Annotated in this window: 17 protein-coding genes and 1 pseudogene; 3 read left to right on the top strand and 15 right to left on the bottom strand. The window is 58.2% G+C overall.

Annotation, left to right across the window (positions count from 1 at the left end; all coding sequences use genetic code 11):
- Positions 1-546: 546 nt before the first annotated feature.
- The 8 genes and pseudogenes from NE584_RS04630 to NE584_RS04595 all read right to left on the bottom strand — a co-directional run.
- Positions 547-624: pseudogene (locus NE584_RS04630) on the bottom strand (sigma-70 family RNA polymerase sigma factor); the annotation flags it as partial.
- Positions 625-793: 169 nt separating this feature from the next.
- Positions 794-1,561 carry a class I SAM-dependent methyltransferase gene (locus tag NE584_RS04625; RefSeq protein ID WP_004010385.1) on the bottom strand — a complete coding sequence of 256 codons (768 nt, stop codon included), beginning with the start codon at positions 1,559-1,561 and terminating at the stop codon, positions 794-796.
- A 50-nt stretch (positions 1,562-1,611) separates the two neighbouring features.
- The gene (tet(W), locus tag NE584_RS04620) at positions 1,612-3,531 is read right to left on the bottom strand and encodes a tetracycline resistance ribosomal protection protein Tet(W) (RefSeq protein ID WP_031474227.1); all 1,920 of its coding nucleotides are present in this window, start codon (positions 3,529-3,531) and stop codon (positions 1,612-1,614) included.
- 372 nt (positions 3,532-3,903) lie between these two features.
- Positions 3,904-5,091 carry a plasmid recombination protein gene (locus tag NE584_RS04615; protein WP_228275371.1) on the bottom strand — a complete coding sequence of 396 codons (1,188 nt, stop codon included), beginning with the start codon at positions 5,089-5,091 and terminating at the stop codon, positions 3,904-3,906.
- Positions 5,092-5,537: 446 nt separating this feature from the next.
- Entirely contained in the window at positions 5,538-6,692 is a 1,155-nt protein-coding gene (locus NE584_RS04610) for a helicase RepA family protein (RefSeq protein WP_031474225.1), read from the bottom strand.
- Positions 6,693-6,695: 3 nt separating this feature from the next.
- A complete protein-coding gene (locus tag NE584_RS04605; protein WP_004010381.1) occupies positions 6,696-7,016 on the bottom strand; it encodes a hypothetical protein in 321 nt (106 codons plus the stop codon).
- Between the two features lie 3 nt (positions 7,017-7,019).
- On the bottom strand, positions 7,020-8,096 hold the full coding sequence (locus NE584_RS04600; RefSeq protein WP_004010380.1) for a site-specific integrase: 1,077 nt from the start codon (positions 8,094-8,096) through the stop codon (positions 7,020-7,022).
- A gap of 13 nt (positions 8,097-8,109) precedes the next feature.
- Positions 8,110-8,298 carry a hypothetical protein gene (locus NE584_RS04595; protein ID WP_004010379.1) on the bottom strand — a complete coding sequence of 63 codons (189 nt, stop codon included), beginning with the start codon at positions 8,296-8,298 and terminating at the stop codon, positions 8,110-8,112.
- A gap of 166 nt (positions 8,299-8,464) precedes the next feature.
- Between NE584_RS04595 and NE584_RS04590 the strand changes: the two genes are divergently transcribed.
- Positions 8,465-9,022: a helix-turn-helix domain-containing protein gene (locus tag NE584_RS04590; protein ID WP_004010378.1), complete on the top strand. Its 558-nt coding sequence runs from the start codon at positions 8,465-8,467 to the stop codon at positions 9,020-9,022.
- Between the two features lie 177 nt (positions 9,023-9,199).
- Here NE584_RS04590 and guaA read toward each other — a convergent pair whose 3' ends face one another.
- The 4 genes from guaA to NE584_RS04570 all read right to left on the bottom strand — a co-directional run bounded on the left by guaA (position 9,200) and on the right by NE584_RS04570 (position 16,314).
- Positions 9,200-10,741: a glutamine-hydrolyzing GMP synthase gene (gene guaA, locus NE584_RS04585; protein WP_050624991.1), complete on the bottom strand. Its 1,542-nt coding sequence runs from the start codon at positions 10,739-10,741 to the stop codon at positions 9,200-9,202.
- 260 nt (positions 10,742-11,001) lie between these two features.
- Positions 11,002-11,898, bottom strand: a complete 897-nt coding sequence (locus tag NE584_RS04580) for a hypothetical protein (protein WP_050624990.1) — start codon at positions 11,896-11,898, stop codon at positions 11,002-11,004.
- 124 nt (positions 11,899-12,022) lie between these two features.
- Positions 12,023-15,232 carry a carbamoyl-phosphate synthase large subunit gene (gene carB, locus NE584_RS04575; protein WP_108981141.1) on the bottom strand — a complete coding sequence of 1,070 codons (3,210 nt, stop codon included), beginning with the start codon at positions 15,230-15,232 and terminating at the stop codon, positions 12,023-12,025.
- A complete protein-coding gene (locus NE584_RS04570; protein ID WP_108981142.1) occupies positions 15,232-16,314 on the bottom strand; it encodes a carbamoyl phosphate synthase small subunit in 1,083 nt (360 codons plus the stop codon). Before NE584_RS04570 ends, carB begins: the two co-directional genes overlap by 1 nt.
- A 206-nt stretch (positions 16,315-16,520) precedes the next feature.
- On the opposite strand from NE584_RS04570, the gene NE584_RS04565 reads away from it, so the two are divergent.
- On the top strand, positions 16,521-17,252 hold the full coding sequence (locus tag NE584_RS04565; RefSeq protein ID WP_242850353.1) for a DUF421 domain-containing protein: 732 nt from the start codon (positions 16,521-16,523) through the stop codon (positions 17,250-17,252).
- A gap of 12 nt (positions 17,253-17,264) precedes the next feature.
- A complete protein-coding gene (locus NE584_RS04560) occupies positions 17,265-17,645 on the top strand; it encodes a DUF4363 family protein (RefSeq protein WP_256181966.1) in 381 nt (126 codons plus the stop codon).
- A gap of 84 nt (positions 17,646-17,729) precedes the next feature.
- Here NE584_RS04560 and NE584_RS04555 read toward each other — a convergent pair whose 3' ends face one another.
- The 3 genes from NE584_RS04555 to NE584_RS04545 all read right to left on the bottom strand — a co-directional run bounded on the left by NE584_RS04555 (position 17,730) and on the right by NE584_RS04545 (position 21,382).
- The gene (locus NE584_RS04555; protein WP_147577114.1) at positions 17,730-19,052 is read right to left on the bottom strand and encodes an MATE family efflux transporter; all 1,323 of its coding nucleotides are present in this window, start codon (positions 19,050-19,052) and stop codon (positions 17,730-17,732) included.
- Positions 19,053-19,362: 310 nt separating this feature from the next.
- Positions 19,363-20,454: a butyrate kinase gene (gene buk / locus NE584_RS04550; protein WP_050624986.1), complete on the bottom strand. Its 1,092-nt coding sequence runs from the start codon at positions 20,452-20,454 to the stop codon at positions 19,363-19,365.
- Between the two features lie 25 nt (positions 20,455-20,479).
- On the bottom strand, positions 20,480-21,382 hold the full coding sequence (locus NE584_RS04545; RefSeq protein WP_256181964.1) for a phosphate acyltransferase: 903 nt from the start codon (positions 21,380-21,382) through the stop codon (positions 20,480-20,482).
- Positions 21,383-21,408 lie beyond the last annotated feature (26 nt).

Here is a 21,408-nt window from a genome sequence, read left to right as displayed (position 1 = left end):
AGGGGAAAATCCAGACTCACAAAAGTTTTTTCAGACCAGCCGGACCAGCGCCCCCCCCCCCCCCCCCCCCCCCGGGGGGGGGGGGGGCGGCTTTGGGCGTTGGAAGTATGAATAGTAAGGGGAAAAGTAGAAAAAGAAAAAATTATATGAAGTATATCACAACTTTACTTGTAAGTATACTCTTTTACCGTTCCCTTTCCAATTAACGGAACGCCTAAGTTGCTTGCCGGCCTCCCACGCCGCTTCCAGATGTTCCGGGCTAAAGACCCGCTTGACTCGCTCATAGTCGGCGGAGCATAAAAGGACCGCAAGTCCCGATAAAAGAGACTTGCGGTTATCATGATTTATTCCCACTCGGCAAATTCAGATATAGTAGGGTGTATTTGAGGTGATTTCGCAGGAAAAACTTTCGCAAATATGTTAATATTCCACCTGCTATTTTCGGCTGTAAAGTTTATTAGTATCAAAATAGTATCACAAAAGGCTGGGAAATACAACAGAATTATGTGGAGCTCTACATAATTCCGGCACGGACGGACGCTGTCAGGCACAGCGGATAACAGCCTTGCAAGAGGCGTTGTACCTGCGCTGGATATATTCTTGATAGGCTTTCTGGTCTGTCATGGAAATTCCCCCTCTCTGAATAATAGTGCGGGGCGGCAGCACTCCTTGCTGTCGCTCCTTGACTGCCTAACTGCGAAACCGGGCGGGGCTGTCAACGGTGGGCGAAGCCCGTTCATCTTGACCGCCCGCTGGCTCGGCTGGCTTTGCTATTTACCCGACAAACTTGAATTTATTGTAAGGTATCACGTTTTACCTTCTTAAGCCTTACTATCATTACCATAGGAATTTCTTTGTTGGTTTTGAAACATTCTTCATAAAATCCATCAATGACAAATCCAGCTCTAAAACAAAGGTTAAAAATATCTTGTATGGAACGATGATAATAAATCTGCTCTTTCGGTTGCCCTTCAATCGCTATATCATAGTAACTGTGCGGTGTCATATATTTTTCAGTCAACGTGACAAAACAAGGGTGTTGCGTTGCAAAGACAAAAATTCCGCTTTCCTGCAACAGTTCATAAACAGCCATAAGAAGTGGTTCAATATCCGTAATATCCATAATTGCCATATTAGAAACTGCTTTCGTAAAGGCTCGATTTCTTTTTAATTCTAATATACTTTTTCTATTGGTCGCATCCGCCACACAAAATTCAATTTGTTTTGCATATTGTGATTGCCGTCTTTTAGCCAATTCTATCATTTTTTTGCTGTAATCAAAAGCGACAACCGAAGCGCCTCTTTGTGCAAGATACGAAGAATAATTTCCATTGCCACACGCAATATCCAAAATATAATCCGCAGGATTAGGAGATAGAAGTTCCGTTACTTTGGGACGCACTACCTCTCTGTGAAATTCATTAGATTCGTCACCCATTGCATTATCCCAAAATTGTGCGTTCTCCTCCCAGATTTTTTTACTTTCCTCTGTTCCCATGTTCTCTCCCACTCCCAAAATTTGCTTTTTTGCTTCCATTAAATCTTCCTTACGATATTCCATTGTTACCCTCCATAACTTCTGATTGTTGCCGTCTTGACGATTATGTATCTTTACATTACCTTCTGAAACATATGGCGCACCTTGTCCAGGCGGTTGTTTGGACGGCGGGGCTGGATGACCGGCTGGCCGACAGCGGCCTGATACCCTTTTAGCTCTGTAAGGCATACGCTCTGCCCGTTGGTGTAAAAGGCCAGATCAGTACGGTATGCCTGTATACAGCGGGCGGGAATCTCGCCAGTAAAGACAACTTCATCCTTTTTTACCTGGGCCGTTTCGATGGTGGCACAGTATTTCGGTGCATCATGATAAGCCCTGGAAAGGTATTCCTGGGGCGCATAGAGGGTGAAGGAGAGATAAGGTTCCAGCAGCTGCGTCCCCGATTCCTTCAATGCCTGTTCCAATACAATCGGGGCCAATGAGCGGAAGTCCGCCGGCGTGCTGACTGGACTGTAATAAAGCCCGTATTCAAAGCAAATCTTACAGTCCGTTACGTTCCAGCCGAACAAGCCCTGCTCCAGCCCGTAACGGATACCATCCCTGACAGCGTTTTGAAAACTCTGGTTCAAGTATCCCAGCGAAACCCGGCTCTCGTATTGTACGCCGGAGCCAAGCGGGAGTGGTGTAACAGACAGTCCGATAGATGCCCAAAACGGGTTGGGCGGCACCTCGATATGGATGGTGTGGCTGGCTGCTTTGAGCGGCCGCTCCATATAAATGACGGTGGGTTCCTTTACCACTGTTTCAATCTTGTATTTTTCCGACAGCAAAGCGGAAACGACCTCCAACTGCACCCGGCCCAAAAAAGAAAGAATGATCTCATGGGTGATGGAATCCACTTCGCAGCGCAAAAGCGGGTCAGTATCCGCAAGTTGCGTAAGAGCGTCCAGCAGCCGTTCTCTTTGCGCTGCCGTTTTCGGCGCAATCGTCGTCCGCAGCATGGGGAGGGGGGCCTCGCGCCACCTTTTACGAGGGAGCCGGGTTTGATCCCCTAATACATCGTTTAACCTCACGCTGTCGCTGGGAAGGATAACAATTTCGCCCGGATAAGCGGTGTCTGTCCGAACAATTTCCCCTTTGGATGGAATACGCATCTCTGTGATTTTCAGCTTTTCTCTCCCGGCCAGGGCCACCGTATCCCGCAGGCGCAGCGTTCCGCTGTATAGCCGCAGATAGACACGCCGCTGGCCGCAATCGGTGTACTCAACCTTGAAAACGCTGCCGCATAGGGTGGCGCTCCCCTGTTCCCCAATCGGTTGGAACAGTCCTGTCACCGCATCCATCAACGGTTGAATGCCAAGGCCCTTTTTGGCGCTGCCATGATAGACCGGAAACAGGGAGGCTTCTTGAACCCGCCGCTGTTCCTCCCGCGCAAGTTTTTCCTGGCTGATTGGTTCTCCTGCGATATACTTTTCCAATAATGCATCGTTATTTTCGATGACCGCATCCCATGCTTCTATGTCGGTATTTTCCTCCAGGACTATTTCCGGGGACAGCGACACCGTCTGCTTGATGATAATATCGGCGGAGAGCTTATCCCGAACAGACTGAACCACGCTCTGCAAATCAACGCCAGCCTGGTCGATCTTGTTGATAAAGATAACGGTGGGAATGTTCATTTTCCGCAGGGCATGGAACAGAATACGGGTCTGGGCCTGCACGCCATCTTTCGCGGAGATCACCAAGATGGCCCCATCTAAAACAGCCAAAGAGCGGTACACCTCCGCCAAAAAATCCATGTGGCCGGGCGTATCCACAATGTTAACTTTACATCTGTGCCACTGGAAGGAAGTGACTGCCGCTTGAATGGTAATCCCACGCTGCCGCTCCAAAAACAAGGTGTCCGTCCTCGTTGTCCCTTTTTCGACGCTCCCTGGTTCTGAAATGGCTCCACTGGCATATAGCAGACTCTCCGTCAAGGTCGTCTTTCCAGCGTCTACATGGGCAAGAATCCCGATATTGATAATGTTCATGTCTATCCTCCATACAAGGCCCGAATGGGCGCAAAAATCCCCAGCGGCTAATACTTTTACCGCTGGGGATCATGACTTCGGACACACAGAAACATACACGACTTACATAAGCCGCGGTCCGTCACGATATTTACTAAAAAGGCAAAAGTATTCTTAAAATTGGGTACAAAAACCAAGCCCCTGCAAGGGGCAATCATTTTTGCGCCCATTATCAAATTTTATTTAAGAATACCTTGCCGCATATTTGATAGACTCCTCAAATCAGGATAATAGCAGTATATCATAGTACGCTCTAAAAAACAAGAAATCATTTTACCGATTCCACAAATAAAATCGGAGGGTATTCACTGGAATACCCTCCGGTTTTGGTGATTATCGTGCGTCTATCCGAATTTTTGACTTTGCGGCCCGTTTCCGTTCCTTTTCGGCATGTTCCTGCTGGTAAGCTGCCTCTAATATTCTGTCCACTTGTTCTGGGCCAAAGGCCCTTTTGACCCGCTCATAGTCAGCGGAGACTTGCCGCATGGCCTTGTTTTCCAACTTGACCTCCTGCAATCGATCAGACAGGCGGATGTTGCTCTCCCTCACCCGGCCATAGTCCCCTTGCAGACGCTCAAATTTCCCCCGCAGCTCCACATAGGCCAGATACAGGGAGCGCAGCACCTTGACGATTTGGGCCAGCAGGGGCTTTGCCTTTTTCTCTCGGTAGGCCCGGCCTGTTTCCAGCGTTCCCGGCTCCGGCAAAATCTCCTCCGGATTGGCGGAGAAATCCGCTGCCAACCGCTCCATATTTTTCACCGCCGGGGCAAGTTCTTTGAGCCGCCGTTCCTGGCTCTCCACCTGGTTTTCTTTCTCCGCCTTGACCGTCTCCAGAACGGCGATCTCCTTTGCCCGCTGCTCTTTCTTGTAGTCCAGCACAGACAAGTGCTTGTCGTGGGTGCCTTTGTCCTCCCACTCAATCCCGTGGCGCTCCATGACCAGGGAAAGCTGCTCCTTTTCCGAGCGCACCCACTGGCTCCACTCTGTGTCCCCTCTGGTGCCGCCCTGGAAACCCTGGGCCGCTAACGCCTGTTTCAAAGATACCCTCGTGTCCAGCCCTCGCTTGCTCCCGGTGGTGAATGGTACAAAGTCAATGTGCAGATGGGGCGTAGCCTCGTCCATGTGGAGGTGGGCAGAGAACACCCGGAGTTGGGGGTTGCGCTCTTGAAAGCCCTTCATGTACTCGTCCAAAACCGCTGCCGCAAGCTGTCCCTCCTCGCTGTCGGCGCTCATATCATCTCGATTGCCCACTTGCAGGATGATTTCATGGAACGGCTTTTCCTGCTTGCCGGAGCGGATCTTCTCATAGTAATCCTCTATCCTTCTGTCGGCCCTGGTTTGTTTAGCGTTGTACCGTTCCAGAGCCTCGTCAAAGAGTTCATGGTACACCGCCTTGATATTCTCCTGGCAGTAGGTTATATTCAAGTGGGAGCGTTCCGGGTCAGTGTTCTTGGCGTGGAATTTTCTACTGTTATGGTTCACCGATCCTTGGCCCACCATGGCGCTGATTGTCCTTTTCAAATCAATCCCTCCTCCCTTTTCCGCCGCGCAAGCGGCGAGCCTTTGTTACTTTCTGCGAAAGTAACGCAAAAGCACTTTTGACAGCCTGACGGCCATCAAAAGCGCATTTGCGCCCTACGGGGTGGTGTGGGGGCTTTGCCCCCGGCAACTGCGGTTGCCTCCCCCAGCAGGGCCGCCCTTTGAAAAGGGCACCCTGCACCCCGCCTAAACTTTGTCACTCGCCGTTGGGCAGGGTGGAAAGGCCAGGGGCCTTTCCACCGCCCGGCAAGTGTTTTCCGTGGGCCGAAAGTCAAGGGGTACGGGTTGTATTGACTTGCGGCAATCTCCACCCGCAGGTATGCCCCCCTTGACTTTCGCCCCCGCTCCCCGTGACAGCCGTGACGACCGTGACGATGTTTTACACACCGCCTCCGCACTCCGAAAAGCTGTCACAGCTGTCACGGTCGTCACGCCTGGGGTTCCTCCAACGTGAGCTTGATACTCCGCCCGGCATGGGTTCGGGCGCTTTCATAGTGGATGTGGTACTCATAGGACAGCCGCCACGCCCGGACATTCAGCCGCATAGCCAGGGCATTGGGTTTCATATCCAGCCCCAGGGCGGCGACAAGTTCCGTGGCCGTCCCTCTCCACTCTGGCCGTTCCGCCGTTACCAGGGCGGCAACAGCCTCCAACACCGGGTCAGGCGGCTCCTGCCGCAGCTCCGTTTCCCGCCGCTCCAGCTCCCACACAAGCCGTTCCTCGTCCCGCTTGAGGTAGAGGCGCTGGTCTTGCTGATCCCGCCCAGAAATGTCCAGGGTGGCGGCGTTGTCTGCCCGCCGCTCCTTTTGGAGCAGAAAGGCCCCGTCTGCCGCACCCAATAAGCCGTTGGTGCCGGAGATCATATCAAACTTATCATCGGCCTGCTGCTTGCGGGTGTGATGTACAACCAGGAGGCAAACCCCGCTTATATCGGCAAACCGTTTCAGTTTGGTGATTACCTCATAGTCGTTGGCATAGCTGTACTTCTCTGCCCCGGCCTCCCGGATTTTTTGCAGGGTGTCGATGATAATAAGCCGGGTGTCCGTGTGTTCCCGGACAAAGCCCTTTAGCTGCTCCTCCAGGCCACCGCCGAGCTGCTTAGCTCCGATGGCAAAGAACAGGTTTCCGGTACTCTCTACTCCAAACATCCGGTACAACCGCTCCTGTAAGCGACGGTGGTTGTCCTCCAGGGCCAGATAGAGGACTGTCCCCTGGCGCACCTCATACCCCCACAGGGAAAGGCCCATACTCACATGATAGGCAAGCTGGGCCATGAGAAAGGACTTGCCCACCTTGGGAGCGCCCACAAAGAGATATGTCCCCGCATAGAGCAGACCGTCTACCACAGGAGGTCTGCCGGGGTACACCTGTTCGTAGAGGTCATTCATAGACACGGTAGGCAGATAGGCCGGGTCATTGACCCGGCTTATCTGCCGCAGGATTTCCTCCAAATCTCTTTCCGGGGGCTTGTGTTCTGTCACGCCCTCTGCTATACTTTGGTTAGGTTTTTGTGAGAGCGACTGTCCCCCGTCTGCGCCAACAGGCGGATATGGGGCAGTCGTTTTCTCTTGCAATCTATCCATCTATCAATCCTCCCTCATGCCGTCCATGATGGCGGCGATCAGCCGGATGGTGTCCAGCAACTCCCCATCCACGCCATTCCCGGCCTCGATACGCTCCAGTTCTTCCAGAACGGCGGCCAGCTCGTTCCGCAGGGCCTTATACACCCTGGGGTTGCCCTGTACCACCACATCCCGGCACAGCAGCCGTCGGGTGATGTAGTCCTGTTTGGTAAGGCCGGAGAGCCGCACAGCGGTTTCAATTTCCCTGTCCTCATCCGGGGACACCCGGAAAGCCACAGTTTTGTTTCTCCAGCGGTTGTGTCGGTCAAGATTTTTCACTGACATGATTTAGGCCCCCTTTCGCTCCATGTCCAGTTTGTCCGCCATCTCCGCCTGCCGGGTGGGGAACAGGTGGGCGTAGCGGTAGGTAATATCAATGCTTTCATGTCCCACCCGGTCAGCGATTGCCAGGGCCGTAAAGCCCATGTCAATGAGCAGCGAAATGTGGGAGTGCCTCAGGTCGTGTATTCTGATCCGCTTTACCCCGGCCTCTTTCGCACCCCTGTCCATCTCCCGGTGGAGGTAGGATTTTGTCACCGTGAAAATGCGGTCGGTGGGCTTCACCCCATACAGGCTCTTGATATAGTCTCGCATTTCTTCACAGAGGAAAGCGGGCATTTGAATGACCCGGTTGCTCTTAGGGGTCTTGGGGTCGGTAATCACATCCTTGCCCTTAATCCGCTGGTAGGACTTGGAGATGGTGACGGTCTGTTTCTCAAAGTCGAAGTCGCCAGGAGTGAGGGCCAGCAGCTCCCCCTCCCGGACGCCGCACCAGTAGAGCATTTCAAAGGCGTAATAGGAAAGGGGCTTGTCCATCATGGCCTCGGCGAATTTCAGATACTCCGCCTTTGTCCAGAACAGCATTTCCCGTCCCTTTGGCTTTCCCATATTGCCCGCCTGGGCAGCGGGATTGACCTTTAGATTGTAGTGCCGTACCGCATGGTTGAACACGGCGCTCAACTGATTGTGCAGCGTTTTTAAGTACACCGGAGAGTAGGGCTTGCCGTTCTTGTCCCGGTAACCCAGCATTTCATTCTGCCAGGCGATGACCTCCTTGGAGTGAATGTCGCACATCTTCCGCTTGCCGAAGTACGGCACCAACTTCTTGTAGAGGATATGCTCTTTCGTCCCCCAGGTGTTTTCCTTGATACGGCCTTTCATGTCCGCCACATAGACAGCCACGAAGTTTTCAAAGGTCATTTCCAGGTCGGCGGTCTGTTGTTGCAGGAATGTCCGCTCCCACTCCAGAGCCTCCCGCTTGGTGGGAAAGCCCCGTTTCATTTTCTTTACTTTCTTGCCCGTCCAGTCCTCGTAGTAAAAGGACGCATACCATGTGCCCTTTGCCTTGTCTTTGTATGCCGGCATTGTGGTTCCCTCCTTATTGTCTGTCCCGCAGCCCATAGAATTTTTCCTCGAAGTAGCGCCTGCTTACCCGTCCGGGAATGGTGAGAAAGCCTTTTTTCTTCAGCTCCTCGTTCATCTCCCGCACCAGCTTGTAGGCGTAGGGCTTGGAAATGCCCAGCTCCCTGGCGACCTCCTCTGCTCTCACAAACAGCTCCTTTTCCATGGTCAGCACCTCCTTATTTTAGTTTCGCAAATATGTTAATGTCACCATCTTCATTATACATTAACATAAGTGTTAATGTCAAGAATTTATTTCGCATTTTTGTTAAAGATTATCTTGCATCTTTCGCTTTTTTGCGCTATACTATTGGCAAAGGCGGTGGGATATTATGACAGTCGGAGACAAGATAAAGAAAATCCGCACCTTTCGAGGCATGACACAAAAGGAATTGGGGCTTGCTATCGGCTTTGAGGAAAAGGGAGCGGACAACCGGATCGCCCAGTATGAGACGAATTACCGTGTTCCGAAACGGGAACTGCTGGACAAGATGGCCGAGGCGCTGCGGGTAGACCGCCAGAACTTCTACACCATCGCCCCCGGCTCTGCCGAGGACTTCATGCGGACATTCTTCTGGCTGGACGAGGACAGCCCTGGCGCTATCCGCCTGTTCCAACTTGTCCGCAATCCGGGCAGAGCAGGGGCCGCTGATGATACCGCTGTACGGTACAATGATAGCGATGACTGGCCCGCACACCCTCCCGTGGGTATGTACTTCCAGTATGGCCTTGTGGACGAGTTCATGCGGGAATGGCTTTTTCGTCAGCAGGAGTTACACGCCGGGGAGATCACCAGGGAAGAGTATTTTGAATGGAAACTCAACTGGCCCCATACCTGCGACGATGGCCTGGAAAGCGAATATTATATCCCTTGGCGGAAAAATAAATAAGACAAGCAAAAAAACCGCCCTGCTGAATTTGTCGTTCAGCAGGGCGGTTTTGCTTGTCCTTTTGGGATTTTTCTCTTGAGAATACCGGGCGGACACAAATAGTATCAATCCAGTATCAAGAGCAGTATGGACGGGCAAAAAAGCCTGTATTCATGCGGGTTTTCGCCGTTTCGAGCGTCATTCCCACTCGATGGTGGCCGGGGGTTTACTTGTGATGTCGTAGACGATGCGGTTGATGCCCTGGACCTCGTTGACGATGCGGGTAGAGATCCTGTCCAGTACGTCGTAGGGGATTCGGGCCCAGTCGGCGGTCATGAAGTCGCTGGTGGTGACGGCACGGAGGGCCAGGGTATAGTCATAGGTCCGGCCGTCACCCATGACACCCACCGAACGGGTGTTGGTGAGGACGGCAAAATACTGGTTGATGGAGGCACCCAGGCCGGCAGCGGCGATCTCCTCCCGGTAAATGGCATCGGCGTCCCGCAGGCGGTCCAGCTTGTCCTTGGTCAAGTCTCCGATGACCCGGATGGCCAGGCCGGGACCGGGGAAGGGCTGACGCATCACCAGATATTCCGGCAGCTTCAGCTCCCGGCCCAGCTGACGGACCTCATCCTTGAACAGCAGGCGCAGGGGCTCGATGATCTCCTTGAAGTCAACGTAGTCGGGCAGCCCTCCTACATTGTGGTGGCTCTTGATGACGGCGGCATCTCCGGCTCCCGACTCGATCACGTCTGGGTAGATGGTGCCTTGGACCAGGTAATCCACCCGGCCGATCTTCTTGGCCTCCTCCTCAAAGACCCGGATGAACTCCTCGCCGATGATCTTCCGCTTGTGCTCCGGCTCAGATACCCCGGCCAGCTTGATGAGGAAGCGCTGCTCCGCGTCCACGCGGACGAAGTTGATGTCCCACTTGGAGAAGGCGGCCTCCACCTCGTCTCCCTCATTTTTCCGCATGAGGCCGTGGTCCACAAACACGCAGGTGAGCTGACTGCCCACCGCCTCGGCCAGCAGGGCCGCGGCTACGGAGGAGTCCACTCCGCCGGACAGGGCCAGCAGCACTTTCCCGCCGCCGATCTTCTCCCGGATCTGAGCAATGGCGGTCCGGCAGTAGTCCTCCATAGTCCAGTCGCCCTTGGCGCGGCACACCTCATAGAGGAAGTTGTGGATCATGTCGATGCCGTGCTGGGTGTGGTTGACCTCGGGGTGGAACTGGACCCCATAGAAGCCCCGGGCCTCGTCCGCAATGGCCACATTGGGGCAGCTGTCGCTGTGGGCGGTGAGAGCGAAGCCGTCAGGCACCTTGGCCATGTAGTCCCCGTGGCTCATCCAGGAGATACCCTCCTGAGGCAGGCCCTTGAAGAGGGGAGAGGTGGTGTCGTAGTAGGTCTGGGTCTTGCCGTATTCGCGAGCGGAATCGTCCTGGGCCTCGGTGACCTGGCCGCCCAGGGTGTGGGCCATGAGCTGGCAGCCATAGCAGATGCCCAGGATGGGCACTCCCCAGGTGAAGATCTCCGGGTCCACGTGGGGGGAGGAATCCAGATACACACTGTTGGGGCCGCCGGTGAAGATGATGCCGATGGGGTCCATGGCTTTCAGTTGGGAAAGGGGCGTGGTGCAGGGCATGACCTCGCAGTACACATTGCACTCCCGGACCCGGCGGGCGATCAGCTGATTGTACTGGCCGCCGAAGTCCAGAACGATGACGGTCTGATGGGACATAGACTCATCCTTTCTTCAGTGAGTAGATTTTACAGAAATTTCACCAAACTTCCCTTGTATCCCCGGGAAAAGAGGAGTATGCTGAAAGCAGACAGAGGGAAAGGAGATGATCACATGATGCAATTCCAGGAAAACAGCCGGATCGACCTGGAGGACCTGCTCTACGACGGACAGGAGCCTGCGGTCAGCGAGCGGTAAAGGGGCCCCCTGCAAGGAACCACACCACTTTGGTGTGGGTTTTTTGTTTTCAGCAGACAGACCTATGATATATCCGGACAGAAAAACAGGCTGTCCTGTATCTGAAATTCTGCCGCAGAAAATCCGGCATCCTGATATGTATCGGTTTTATGGTCATAGATGTGGTAATGAAATACGATGCGGTAACAGCCATCCGGAAAGCCGTCTCCGTAATGCTGGGGCAGCTGGGATATGGAGGTCCGGCCGCCCGGTTCTAAAGTGTAGGACTCTGCGGTGACACCGTAGTTCAAATCTGTTTTCCACGGAACGCCATACCACAGACCATCCAAAAGGACTTCTAGACCCGCGCTGCCGGAATTCCCGTGTAAAAGGGCGTCATTGCTTTGATTGGAGACGCTCCATTCCAGGGTATGGCCTGCAGGGGAAGAGAGAATCATGGGGACGTCTGCTCTGGGCGTCCCCAGGGAACCCTCCGGCAAAAACCGGCAGTCCCACTGACCTGACAGAAGGGCAAGCTCACGAAGGCAGGGGAGAGAGGACATGCCCTCCCTGGTATGGGTGTCAACAGAAAGCTGCTCCCAAAGAGAGGAAAGGTCCAAATCAGTGGAGAGGACCCGGCCGCTGTTATCGATCCAGAGACCGTCCCATACAACGGCATCAAAGTCTTTGCGGACACCAGCGACAGAGAGACCATACACGGGCTGGGAAGCATCAGCATGCTGCTGAAGCTGAGCGGGCCGAGCTCCGGCTGTCAAGAGTGTAAAATGAAATTTCAGCATGTCCTGCCATGTATAGATCAATTTCTGCTGGGTCGTTTCACCGTTGTAGGCAGTAAGAGTGACACTCTGGCCGGGCCAAATAAAGGGAAGCGCGAAAAAATGCCTCCAAATCAGAAGACTGGCCAGCAGGAGCAAGACGATTGCGGAACGAAACCGGCGCGCAGACTGAAAGAACTTCATGGCAGGCACCTCCGTTTTTGTGTTCTGTCTTATGAGACGATCCAAAAACAAAAAAGTTCCATAGAAGGCGGGGAGGTCCGTCAGGGCATCTCCCCGGGCCCAAACGGGCCCGGGGAGATGATGGTCAGATCTGCGTGATGTCGATGGGGGTAAGATCCTCGCTGCGGCTCTGCTGGCGGACAGTGAGGATGGCCCGGGCGGTGTCGATGGCGGTGATGCAGCCCACGGAGTGCTCCACCGCAGAGCGGCGGATGCGGAAGCCGTCGGTGTCGTGCTTGCGGCCCTTGGTGGGAGTGTTGATGATCAGGTCCACGGTGCCGGAGGCGATCATATCCAGAATGTTGGGGTGGGCCTGAGAGACGCGGTTGACCCGCTTGCACTCGATGCCCGCCTCCTGGAGCACGTCGCAGGTGCCGGAGGTGGCAAAGAGCTCGATGCCCATCTCCTCAAAGCCCCGGGCGATGCCCACAATCTCCTGTTTGTCCTCGTCCTTGACAGTGATGATGATACGGCCGCCACGCTTGGGCGCCTTCAGACCGGCCCCCTTGAAGGCCTTCAGCAGGGCCTGAGGGAAGGTCTCGGCCAGGCCCAGCACCTCGCCGGTGGACTTCATCTCCGGGCCCAGGCCGGTGTCCACGTCAGTGAGCTTTTCAAAGGAGAAAACCGGGGCTTTGACGGCGTAGTAGTCGGCTTCCCTGTAGATGCCGGTGCCGTACTCCAGGTCCTTCAGCTTCTGGCCCAGCATCACTTTAGTGGCCAGATCGATGATGGGCACGCCGGTGACCTTGGAGATATAGGGGATGGTGCGGGAGGAGCGGGGATTGACCTCGATAACATAGATGTCGTCGTTATAGAGGATGTACTGGGCGTTGATCAGTCCAATGACGCCCAAGTGCTTGGCCATGTTCTTGGTGTGCTTCAGGATCAGCTCCCGATGCTTGTCCTCCAGGTGGAGGGGGGGATAGACCGCGATGGAGTCGCCGGAGTGGACGCCGGCCCGCTCCACATGCTCCATGATGCCGGGGATGAGGATGTCCTCCCCATCGAACACGCCGTCCACCTCCAGCTCCCGGCCCATAAGGTACTTGTCGATGAGAATGGGATGCTCCTGAACGGTCAGGTTGATGATCCGCATGAACTCCTCGATGTTCCGGTCGGAGTAGGCGATCTCCATACCCTGCCCGCCCAGTACGTAGGAGGGCCGGACCAGCACGGGGTAGCCCAGCTCATTGGCCGCCTGAAGGGCCTCCTGGGTGGTAAAGACGGTGCGGCCCTTGGCCCGGGGGATGGCGCACTTCTCCAAAATCTCGTCAAAACGCTCCCGGTCCTCGGCGGCGTCCACGCCGTCGGCAGAGGTGCCCAGGATCTGCACCCCCATCTCAGTCAGCGCCTTGGCCAGCTTGATGGCGGTCTGTCCGCCGAACTGGACCACGGCGCCCCAGGGCTTCTCCAGCTCCACGATGTTCTGCACATCCTCGGCGGTCAGCGGCTCGAAGTACAGCTTGTCCGCCACATCGAAGTCAGTGGAGACGGTCTCGGGGTTGTTGTTGATGATGATGGTCTCATAGCCCATGCGGCGGAAGGCCCACACAGAGTGGACAGAGCAGTAGTCGAATTCGATGCCCTGGCCGATGCGGATGGGGCCGGAGCCCAGCACCAGCACCTTCTTCTTGCCGGAGCCGTTGTCCACCGCCTCGTTCTCTCCGTCATAGGTGGAGTAGTAATAGGGGGTCTCGGCGTCGAACTCGGCGGCGCAGGTGTCCACCATCTTGAAGGAGGGGATGATGCCGTACCGCTCCCGCAGGGCCTTCACCTGGGCCTGGGTCATGCCGCACAAGGTGCCGATATAGCTGTCGGCGAAGCACATCTCCTTGGCCCGCTTCAGGGTGTCCATATCGGGCTCACCCTTACAGCGGGACAGCTCGTTCTCCATGTCGATGATCCGCTGGAAGCCGTCCAGGAACCAGATGTCCATTTTGGTGATGTGGTTGATCTTCTGGGGGGAGAAGCCGCGGCGCAGGGCCTCGGCCACCACAAAGAGACGCTCGTCGGTGACCTGGACCAGCAGGTCCTCGATCTCGTCGGTGTACAGGCCCTCCAGCTTGTCCAGCTTCAGGGCCCGCACGTTCAGCTCCAGGGAGCGGATGGCCTTCATCAGCGCGCCCTCGAAGGAGTTGGCGATGGCCATGACCTCGCCGGTGGCCTTCATCTGAGTGCCCAGGGTACGGCTGGCGGTGGTGAACTTGTCAAAGGGCAGGCGGGGGATCTTCAGCACGCAGTAGTCGATGGTGGGCTCGAAACAGGCGGTGGTCTTGCCGGTCACCGCGTTGGGGATCTCGTCCAGGGTGTAGCCCAAGGCCACCTTGGCGGCCACCTTGGCGATGGGGTAGCCAGTGGCCTTGGAGGCCAGGGCAGAAGAGCGGGACACACGGGGATTGACCTCGATGACTGCATACTCGAAGGAGTCCGGGTTCAGGGCGAACTGCACGTTGCAGCCGCCCTCGATCTCCAGGGCGGAGATGATGTCCAGGGCGGCGGAGCGGAGCATCTGGAACTCCCGGTTGGCCAGGGTCTGGGTGGGGGCCACCACGATGGAGTCGCCGGTGTGGACGCCCACGGGATCGATGTTCTCCATGGAGCAGATGGTGATGACGTTGCCGGCGGAGTCCCGCATGACCTCGAACTCGATCTCCTTCCAGCCGGCGATGCACCGCTCGATGAGCACCTCGTGGACCCGGGACAGGTTCAGGCCGCGGTCGCAGATCTCCCGCAGGGAGACCTCGTCGTAGGCGATGCCGCCGCCGGTGCCGCCCAGGGTATAGGCGGGGCGGACGATCACAGGGTAGCCGATCTCGTTGGTGAAGGAGACGGCATCCTCCACGGTGTTGACCACCTTGGAGGTGACGCAGGGCTGGCCGATGGACTCCATGCAGTCCTTGAAGCCCTGGCGGTCCTCCGCCTTGTGGATGGAGGCGGGGCTAGTGCCCAGCAGGCGCACGCCGTACTTCTCCAGGGTGCCGTTCTCATACAGCGCCATGGCCAGATTCAGGCCGGTCTGGCCGCCCATGTTGGGCAGAAGGGCGTCAGGGCGCTCCTTCTCAATGATCTGAGTGATGGAGGGCAGGTTCATGGGCTCGATATAGACGTGGTCGGCGATGTCCTTGTCCGTCATAATGGTGGCGGGGTTGGAGTTGATCAGGACGACCTCCAGGCCCTCCTCCTTCAGCGCGCGGCAGGCCTGGGTGCCGGCATAGTCGAATTCGGCGGCCTGGCCGATGACGATGGGGCCGGAACCCAGCACCAGGACCTTCTTGATATCGGTGTACTTCGGCATTACTTGGCACCTCCCATGGAGTCGATAAAGCGGTTGAAGAGGTATTCCGTATCCTTGGGGCCGGCGTTGGCCTCGGGATGGAACTGAGTGGTAAAGCAGTTGGGGCGCTTGTACTTCAGTCCCTCGCAGGTGCCGTCGTTGACGTTGATGTGGGATACCTCGGCCACGGCAGGGTCCACCGTGTCAGAGAGGACCATATAGCCGTGGTTCTGGCTGGTGATGAACACACGTTCCTTCTCCAGGTCACGGACGGGGTGGTTGCCGCCCCGGTGGCCATAGGCCAGCCGGCCTGTCTTGGCGCCGGTGGCCAGGGCCAGAAGCTGGTGGCCCATGCACACGCCGAAGATGGGGATGGTGCTGTCATAGAGCTTGCGCAGCTCTGCGATGATCTCAGTGTTCTCAGCGGGATCGCCGGGGCCGTTGGAGAGCATCACGCCGTCAAAGCCGCTGGAGAGCACCTCGCTGGCGGGGGTGTAGGCGGGCAGGGCCACGACCTTACAGCCGCGGCGGCGCAGGCACTCGATGATGTTCTGCTTCACGCCGTAGTCCATCACGGCCACCAGGTGCGTTTCCTCGCCATAGGCGTCAAACACCTCGGGCTCGGTCCGGGTCACCCTGCGGATGGTATCTTTCACCTCATAGGAGCGCAGCCGCTCCATGACCTCGGCCACATTAAAATGCTCCGCACAGGTGAGCATACCGTTCATGCTCCCCTGACTGCGGAGTATTTTCGTCAGTGCCCGGGTATCCACGCCCTGGATGCCGGTAATGTCGTATTGTTTCAGATAGCTGTCCAGTGTGTCCTCACAGCGGAAATTACTCCCCTGGGGAGACAGATGGCGGACAACAAGGGCCTCCACCCAAGGGCGGCGGGACTCGTTGTCCTCGTGGTTGACGCCGTAATTGCCAATGAGGGGATAGGACATCACCACGCCCTGTCCAGCATAGGAGGGGTCGGTCAGGATCTCCTGATAGCCGGTCATGGAGGTGTTGAACACCATCTCACAGATCCGGTCGGAGGTGCCGCCGATGCTGGTCCCGGAAAAAACGCTTCCGTTGGCCAGGATCAAAGTCGCTTTCATCAATTCTCTCACACGCCTTCCGTTCCAGGTTCTCATACGCATTGCTTCAGGAGGGCATGACCCTCCAGTTTGCTTCTTAATATTTTATCGGAAAACGACCCGCAATGCAAGATGTCGTTTCTCCTTTTTTCGAAAAAAAACACCGGCGGCTTTTGGAGAAAACGCACCGAAGAATTAAAGAATAATAGGGCCGGAGAAGGGCAAGAATGAGAGGGATGGAACGAAGCGCCCGGCGGGCCGGGGGCGGACAGGAGGAAGCCATGTTCACCGCGCTGATCCGTACCGTGATCCTATACATCCTCATCATCGCCGGGGTGCGGCTGATGGGCAAGCGCCAGGTGGGGGAGCTGGAGCCCTCGGAGCTGGTGCTCTCCCTGCTCATCGCGGACCTGGCCTCGGTGCCCATGCAGGACCTGGGCATCCCCCTCCATGCCGGGGTGGTGCCCATCCTGGCCCTGCTGTCCCTGACCATGATCCTCTCGGTGCTGACCATGAAGAGCATCCGCTTCCGCACCCTGATGTGCGGCCGGCCCAGCATCGTGGTTCGGGACGGAAAAGTGGACCAGGGGGAGATGCGCCGCAACCGGCTGACGGTGGATGAGCTTCTGGAGGAGCTGCGGGGGCAGGGCTACACCGATCTGGCTGGGGTGAAATACGGCATCCTGGAGACCAACGGCCGGCTGTCCGTCCTGCCCTACGCCGAGCAGAGGCCGGCCACCGCCCGGCAGCTGGGGCTGGAGAGCCGGGAGACTGGGCTGCCCGTGGTCATCATCAGCGACGGGCGCATTTTGCAGGACAACCTGAAGCGGCGGGGGCTGGACCTGTCCTGGCTGGACAAGCAGCTGGCGGAGCACGGGTATCCCGACTTCCGGGACGTGTTCCTGCTGACAGTGGACGAGGCCGGGGGCGTGTATTTCGTCCCCAGGGAGGGAAAGTAGGGGATGGGAGAGATGAAGCGCCTTTGGGCGGCGGTGAGCATCCTGGCCGCTCTGCTGGCCGCCGCCCTGGGTACCGGCTGGTGGGTGGACGGACTGACTGCAGATTATGTTTCCCGGCTGGAGCAGGCCCAGGCCATGAGTGAGAGGGGCGACTGGGAGCGGGCTGCCCAGGTGACGGGAGGGGTGTACCGGAACTGGCAGGAGAGGAGCTTCTGGCTCCATGCCCTGCTGCGACACAGCGACACGGACCAGGTGCTGCTCCTGTTCCGCTCGGTGGAAGAGTACCTGAAGCTGGAAGAGATGGACCAGTACGCAGCCGCCAACGCCCAGCTCATCGCCCAGCTGGAGCTGCTGGCGGAGATGGAGGACCCCTCTCTGGAAAATGTGCTGTAAGAGAGGACCGGCCCGGACATGGCATCCATGTCCGGGCCGGTCTCTTTGCATGACGTGAAGACAAGGGGGCGCTTCTCACGATTTTTACGACCGTGCCCTGCCCCTGCGGGCATAGAGGGCGTAAAATCCAGCGCCCAGGGCCGCGGTGACGGCTTCGGTGAGGGGAAAGGCCAGCCAGACGCCCGTCATGCCCCAGCAGGCGGCCAGCAGGAAGGCCATGGGGAGGATCAGGAGGAAACCCCGCAGCAGGGAGGTGATATGGGCAGGCAGGGCCCGCTCCACCGAGGTGAAATACATGGACAGGATGATGTTGAACCCGGCAAAGAGCGCGCCGGTGAAATAGAGCCGCAGGCCCTCTTCGGCGATCTGCTGGAGCCGGGGGTCCCCCTCACTGTTGAAGATCAGGGCCACCGGTCCGGCAAAGAGGAACAGCAGGAGGTAGAGGGCGGCGGACAGGACCAGGAGGGTGATCAGGGCATAGCGCAGGTACTGGCGGATCAGACCGGGACGGTCCTGGCCGTGGGCGGTGCTCACCAGAGGCTGGATGCCCTGAGAGATGCCGGTGTACACGGCGGTGACCACCAGGGAGATGTTGGCGATGACGCCGTAGGCCGCCACTCCCGTGTTGCCCTCCAGACCCAGGATGATGCTGTTGAAGGCGATCATGACCACGGCGGAGGACAACTGGGCCAGCAGGGAGGGCAGGCCCAGGGAGAGGGCAGAGGCTGTGGGGCCGGGGGAGAGAGGGCCGGGGACCAGGCGCAGATCTCCCTTTTTGCGGATACAGTGAGGAAGCAGGATGAGGATGCCCAGCACGGGGGACATCCCGGTGGCCAGCACCGCACCGAAGATGCCCATCCCCATGGGGAAAATAAAGATGTAGTCCAGCACGATGTTGGCCAGGCTGCCTGCTGCAGTGGCCAGCATGGACAGCCGGGGGTCCCCGTCGTTGCGGACGAAGCAGAGCAGCACGTCGTTGACGAGGGTGGCGGGGGCGAAGAGGAGCAGCACCTGGAGATAGGTCCGGGTCATCTCAAACACAGCTTGGTCGGCCCCCAGAAGGACGGTGATCCCATGGGAGCAGAACAGGCCCAGCAGGAGGAAGGGGATGGAGAAGAGGACGGACAGAAGAAGCATGCCGGTGAACATCCTGGAAGCGCCGCCGGGGTCCCCCCGGCTCTGATGAATGGAGTATTTGGTGGCCCCGCCCATCCCCAGCATCAGGCCGGTGCCGTGGATGAAGTTGTAGATGGGGATGGCCAGATTCAGGGCGGCCAGCCCGGCAGTGCCCAGGCCCTGGGCCACGAAGAAAGTGTCGGCCAGGATGTAGCAGGACACCGCGATCATGCCGCAGGAGCTGAGGGCGGAGTAGCGGACAAACTCCCGCAGAGGAGTGGACTGTGACATATTCTGCACCTCTTTCAGTAAGGTCCAGCCCCGGCCGCGCCAGGGCAAAGAAAAAGCGTTGTGATCCCGTATCTTACAAAGGCCTAACGATACAGGAAAACAACGCATGGGGCCCACCCGGCGGTGGAGCGTCTATCCAATTTGTACACTTAAGATACCAGAAGAGGGCGGGAATGTCAAGGCCCTTCCAGGAGGAGAAGAGAGCTGGCGGGTTTGGTCTGGACCGATCCCGCCGGAGGAGTCAGGCGCGGGGGGATGGGGCGGTCTGCCCATCTGGGCAGGGCGGGCCGGAGAAAGAAAACAGGGCTGCCTACGGGATAACAGACAAATCGCAGGCGGGGGCGAAGGTGTGCACCGGCTCCTCCCCCCGCAGCAGGCGCAGGCCGCCCAGGGCCAGGGCCTCCATCTCATTTTCCCCCGGGATGACCACCACCCGGGCCAGGTTGTGGAGGTAGCCGATGACCATGTCGGTGAGCATCTTGGAATAGGCCAGCCCGCCGGTGAGGATCACTGCGTCGATCAGTTCGGTGAAGCAGCCCAGCAGGGTGCCAACCCCCTTGGCGATCTGGAGGGCCTGGGCCTTGTACACCAGGGCGGCCCGCTCGTCTCCCGCCTGGATGCGCCTCTCGATCTCCCGGCAGTCGTGGGTGCCCAGCAGGGCGGACATGCCCCCCTCGCCCCGCAGCTTTTTCAGCATCTCCGCCTTGGTGTATTTGCCGGAGTAGCACAGGTCCACCACATAGAGGGTGTTGGTGCTTCCCGAGCGGTCGGGGGAGAAGGGGCCGGCGTCATCGGATACCGAGTCGATGATTCGGCCGTGGCTGTGGGCACTGATACTGATGCCGCCCCCCAGATGGGCCACCACCAGATTCATGTCCTTATAGGCCAGCCCCCGGCTCTCGGCGTACTTGTGGGCGGTGGCCCGGGCGTTGAGCACATGGCAGAAGCTGGTGCGGGTGACCCCCTTGAAGCCGGTGATCCGGGCCTCGGGCAGCAGCTCGTCGCTGGTGACGGCGTCATAGATGTAGGCGGGGATGCCCAGGGGCCGGGCGAAGGCCAGGGCCATCACGCCTCCCAGGTTTGAGGCGTGCTCAAAGACCGGATAGTGGAGCAGGCAGTCCACCAGGGCGTCGTTCACCTGGTAGCCCCCGGCCACGATGTTGGGCAGGATGCCGCCTCGGCCCACCACGGCGGTGAGGGTGGACAGGTCCACCCGCTCCTGGGCCAGCAGGCCCCGGACCAGGGCCACCCGGTAGTCCAGCTGGTCGTTGAGGGTGGGGAAGGGGGCAAGGTCCTGATTGGAGTGGGGAATGCTCCGGGAAAAGAGAGGCCGGGTGCCGTCATACACCGCCGCCTTGGTGCTGGTGGAGCCGGGGTTCAGGATAAGCAGCCGTTCCGGCATGAGAAACGCCTCCTTTTTGGCAGGATCACCGCCGGGACATGGCGGCGCAGATGAGGATGGAGTTATATTTCTCCTCCCAGGAAGCCCCCCGGGAGTTGAGGGCGATGGGCACCGAGGCGCCCAGCACCACACCGGCCATCTTCCCGCCGGCCAGCCCATAGAGGGCCTTGCCCAGCAGATTGCCGGCGGCGATGGAGGGGACGAGAAGGATGTCCGCGTCCCCCGCCACCGGGCTGCAGTAGCCCTTGAGGCGGGCCGCCTCAGCACTGGTGGCCAGATCCAGAGAGATGGGGCCCTCCACTAGGCAGGGGCCGAAGTCTCCCCGCTCCCCCTCCTCCCGGAGGGCGGCGGCGTCTCCGGTCTCGGGCATGCGGGGGCTCACCGTCTCCGCAGCACACAGCGCCGCCGCCTTGGGCCTCTCATACCCCAGAAAGCGGCACAGTGACAGGGCGTTGCGGAGGATGGCCCGCTTCTCCTCCAGGCCGGGAGCGACGACCAGCCCGCCGTCGGTGATGTAGAGCAGCTTGTGGTAGGCGGGGACCTCCAGAATGGCCACATGGGAGAGCAGCCCCTCCCCGCGGATGCCGTCGGCACGGTCTACTACAGCCCCCAGCAGGGCACCCGTGGACAGACGGCCCTTGATGAGCAGACTGCCCCGCCCCTGGCGGACCAGGGCCACGGCCCGGGCGGCGCACTCCGCCTCTGTTCCGGCGGGGACCAGGTCCTCCTCCGGGACCGAAGCGCCCAGACGGTCCAGCAGGGGGCGGAGCTGGTCCGGGGGCCCCACCAGGATGGGGTGGATCAGGCCGTCCCGCCGGGCGGCCAGCACGGCCTGGAGGGTGTGCTCATCCTGGGCGGCGGCCACCACGGCGGACCGGGGACCGGACTGATGGAGCTGCTGCCGGAGCTGGGCAAAGGATGAAAGCATGGAAAAAACCCTCCTTTTTCGGATAG

The organism is Clostridium sp. DFI.5.61, assembly GCF_024462915.1.
GTDB classification, from domain to species: Bacteria; Bacillota; Clostridia; order Oscillospirales; family Oscillospiraceae; genus Lawsonibacter; species Lawsonibacter asaccharolyticus.
The sequence above is the reverse complement of the archived record's forward strand: the minus strand, read 5'-3'. Positions and strand labels throughout refer to the sequence as shown.

Coding starts and splice junctions, on each gene's coding strand:
- NE584_RS04625 (WP_004010385.1), bottom strand. CDS start 1,561: ATGGAATATCGTAAGGAAGATTTAATGGAAGCAAAAAAGCAAATTTTG.
- NE584_RS04610 (WP_031474225.1), bottom strand. CDS start 6,692: ATGGATAGATTGCAAGAGAAAACGACTGCCCCATATCCGCCTGTTGGC.
- NE584_RS04605 (WP_004010381.1), bottom strand. CDS start 7,016: ATGTCAGTGAAAAATCTTGACCGACACAACCGCTGGAGAAACAAAACT.
- NE584_RS04600 (WP_004010380.1), bottom strand. CDS start 8,096: ATGCCGGCATACAAAGACAAGGCAAAGGGCACATGGTATGCGTCCTTT.
- NE584_RS04595 (WP_004010379.1), bottom strand. CDS start 8,298: ATGGAAAAGGAGCTGTTTGTGAGAGCAGAGGAGGTCGCCAGGGAGCTG.
- NE584_RS04590 (WP_004010378.1), top strand. CDS start 8,465: ATGACAGTCGGAGACAAGATAAAGAAAATCCGCACCTTTCGAGGCATG.
- guaA (WP_050624991.1), bottom strand. CDS start 10,741: ATGTCCCATCAGACCGTCATCGTTCTGGACTTCGGCGGCCAGTACAAT.
- NE584_RS04580 (WP_050624990.1), bottom strand. CDS start 11,898: ATGAAGTTCTTTCAGTCTGCGCGCCGGTTTCGTTCCGCAATCGTCTTG.
- carB (WP_108981141.1), bottom strand. CDS start 15,232: ATGCCGAAGTACACCGATATCAAGAAGGTCCTGGTGCTGGGTTCCGGC.
- NE584_RS04570 (WP_108981142.1), bottom strand. CDS start 16,314: ATGAAAGCGACTTTGATCCTGGCCAACGGAAGCGTTTTTTCCGGGACC.
- NE584_RS04565 (WP_242850353.1), top strand. CDS start 16,521: ATGAGAGGGATGGAACGAAGCGCCCGGCGGGCCGGGGGCGGACAGGAG.
- NE584_RS04560 (WP_256181966.1), top strand. CDS start 17,265: ATGAAGCGCCTTTGGGCGGCGGTGAGCATCCTGGCCGCTCTGCTGGCC.
- NE584_RS04555 (WP_147577114.1), bottom strand. CDS start 19,052: ATGTCACAGTCCACTCCTCTGCGGGAGTTTGTCCGCTACTCCGCCCTC.
- buk (WP_050624986.1), bottom strand. CDS start 20,454: ATGCCGGAACGGCTGCTTATCCTGAACCCCGGCTCCACCAGCACCAAG.
- NE584_RS04545 (WP_256181964.1), bottom strand. CDS start 21,382: ATGCTTTCATCCTTTGCCCAGCTCCGGCAGCAGCTCCATCAGTCCGGT.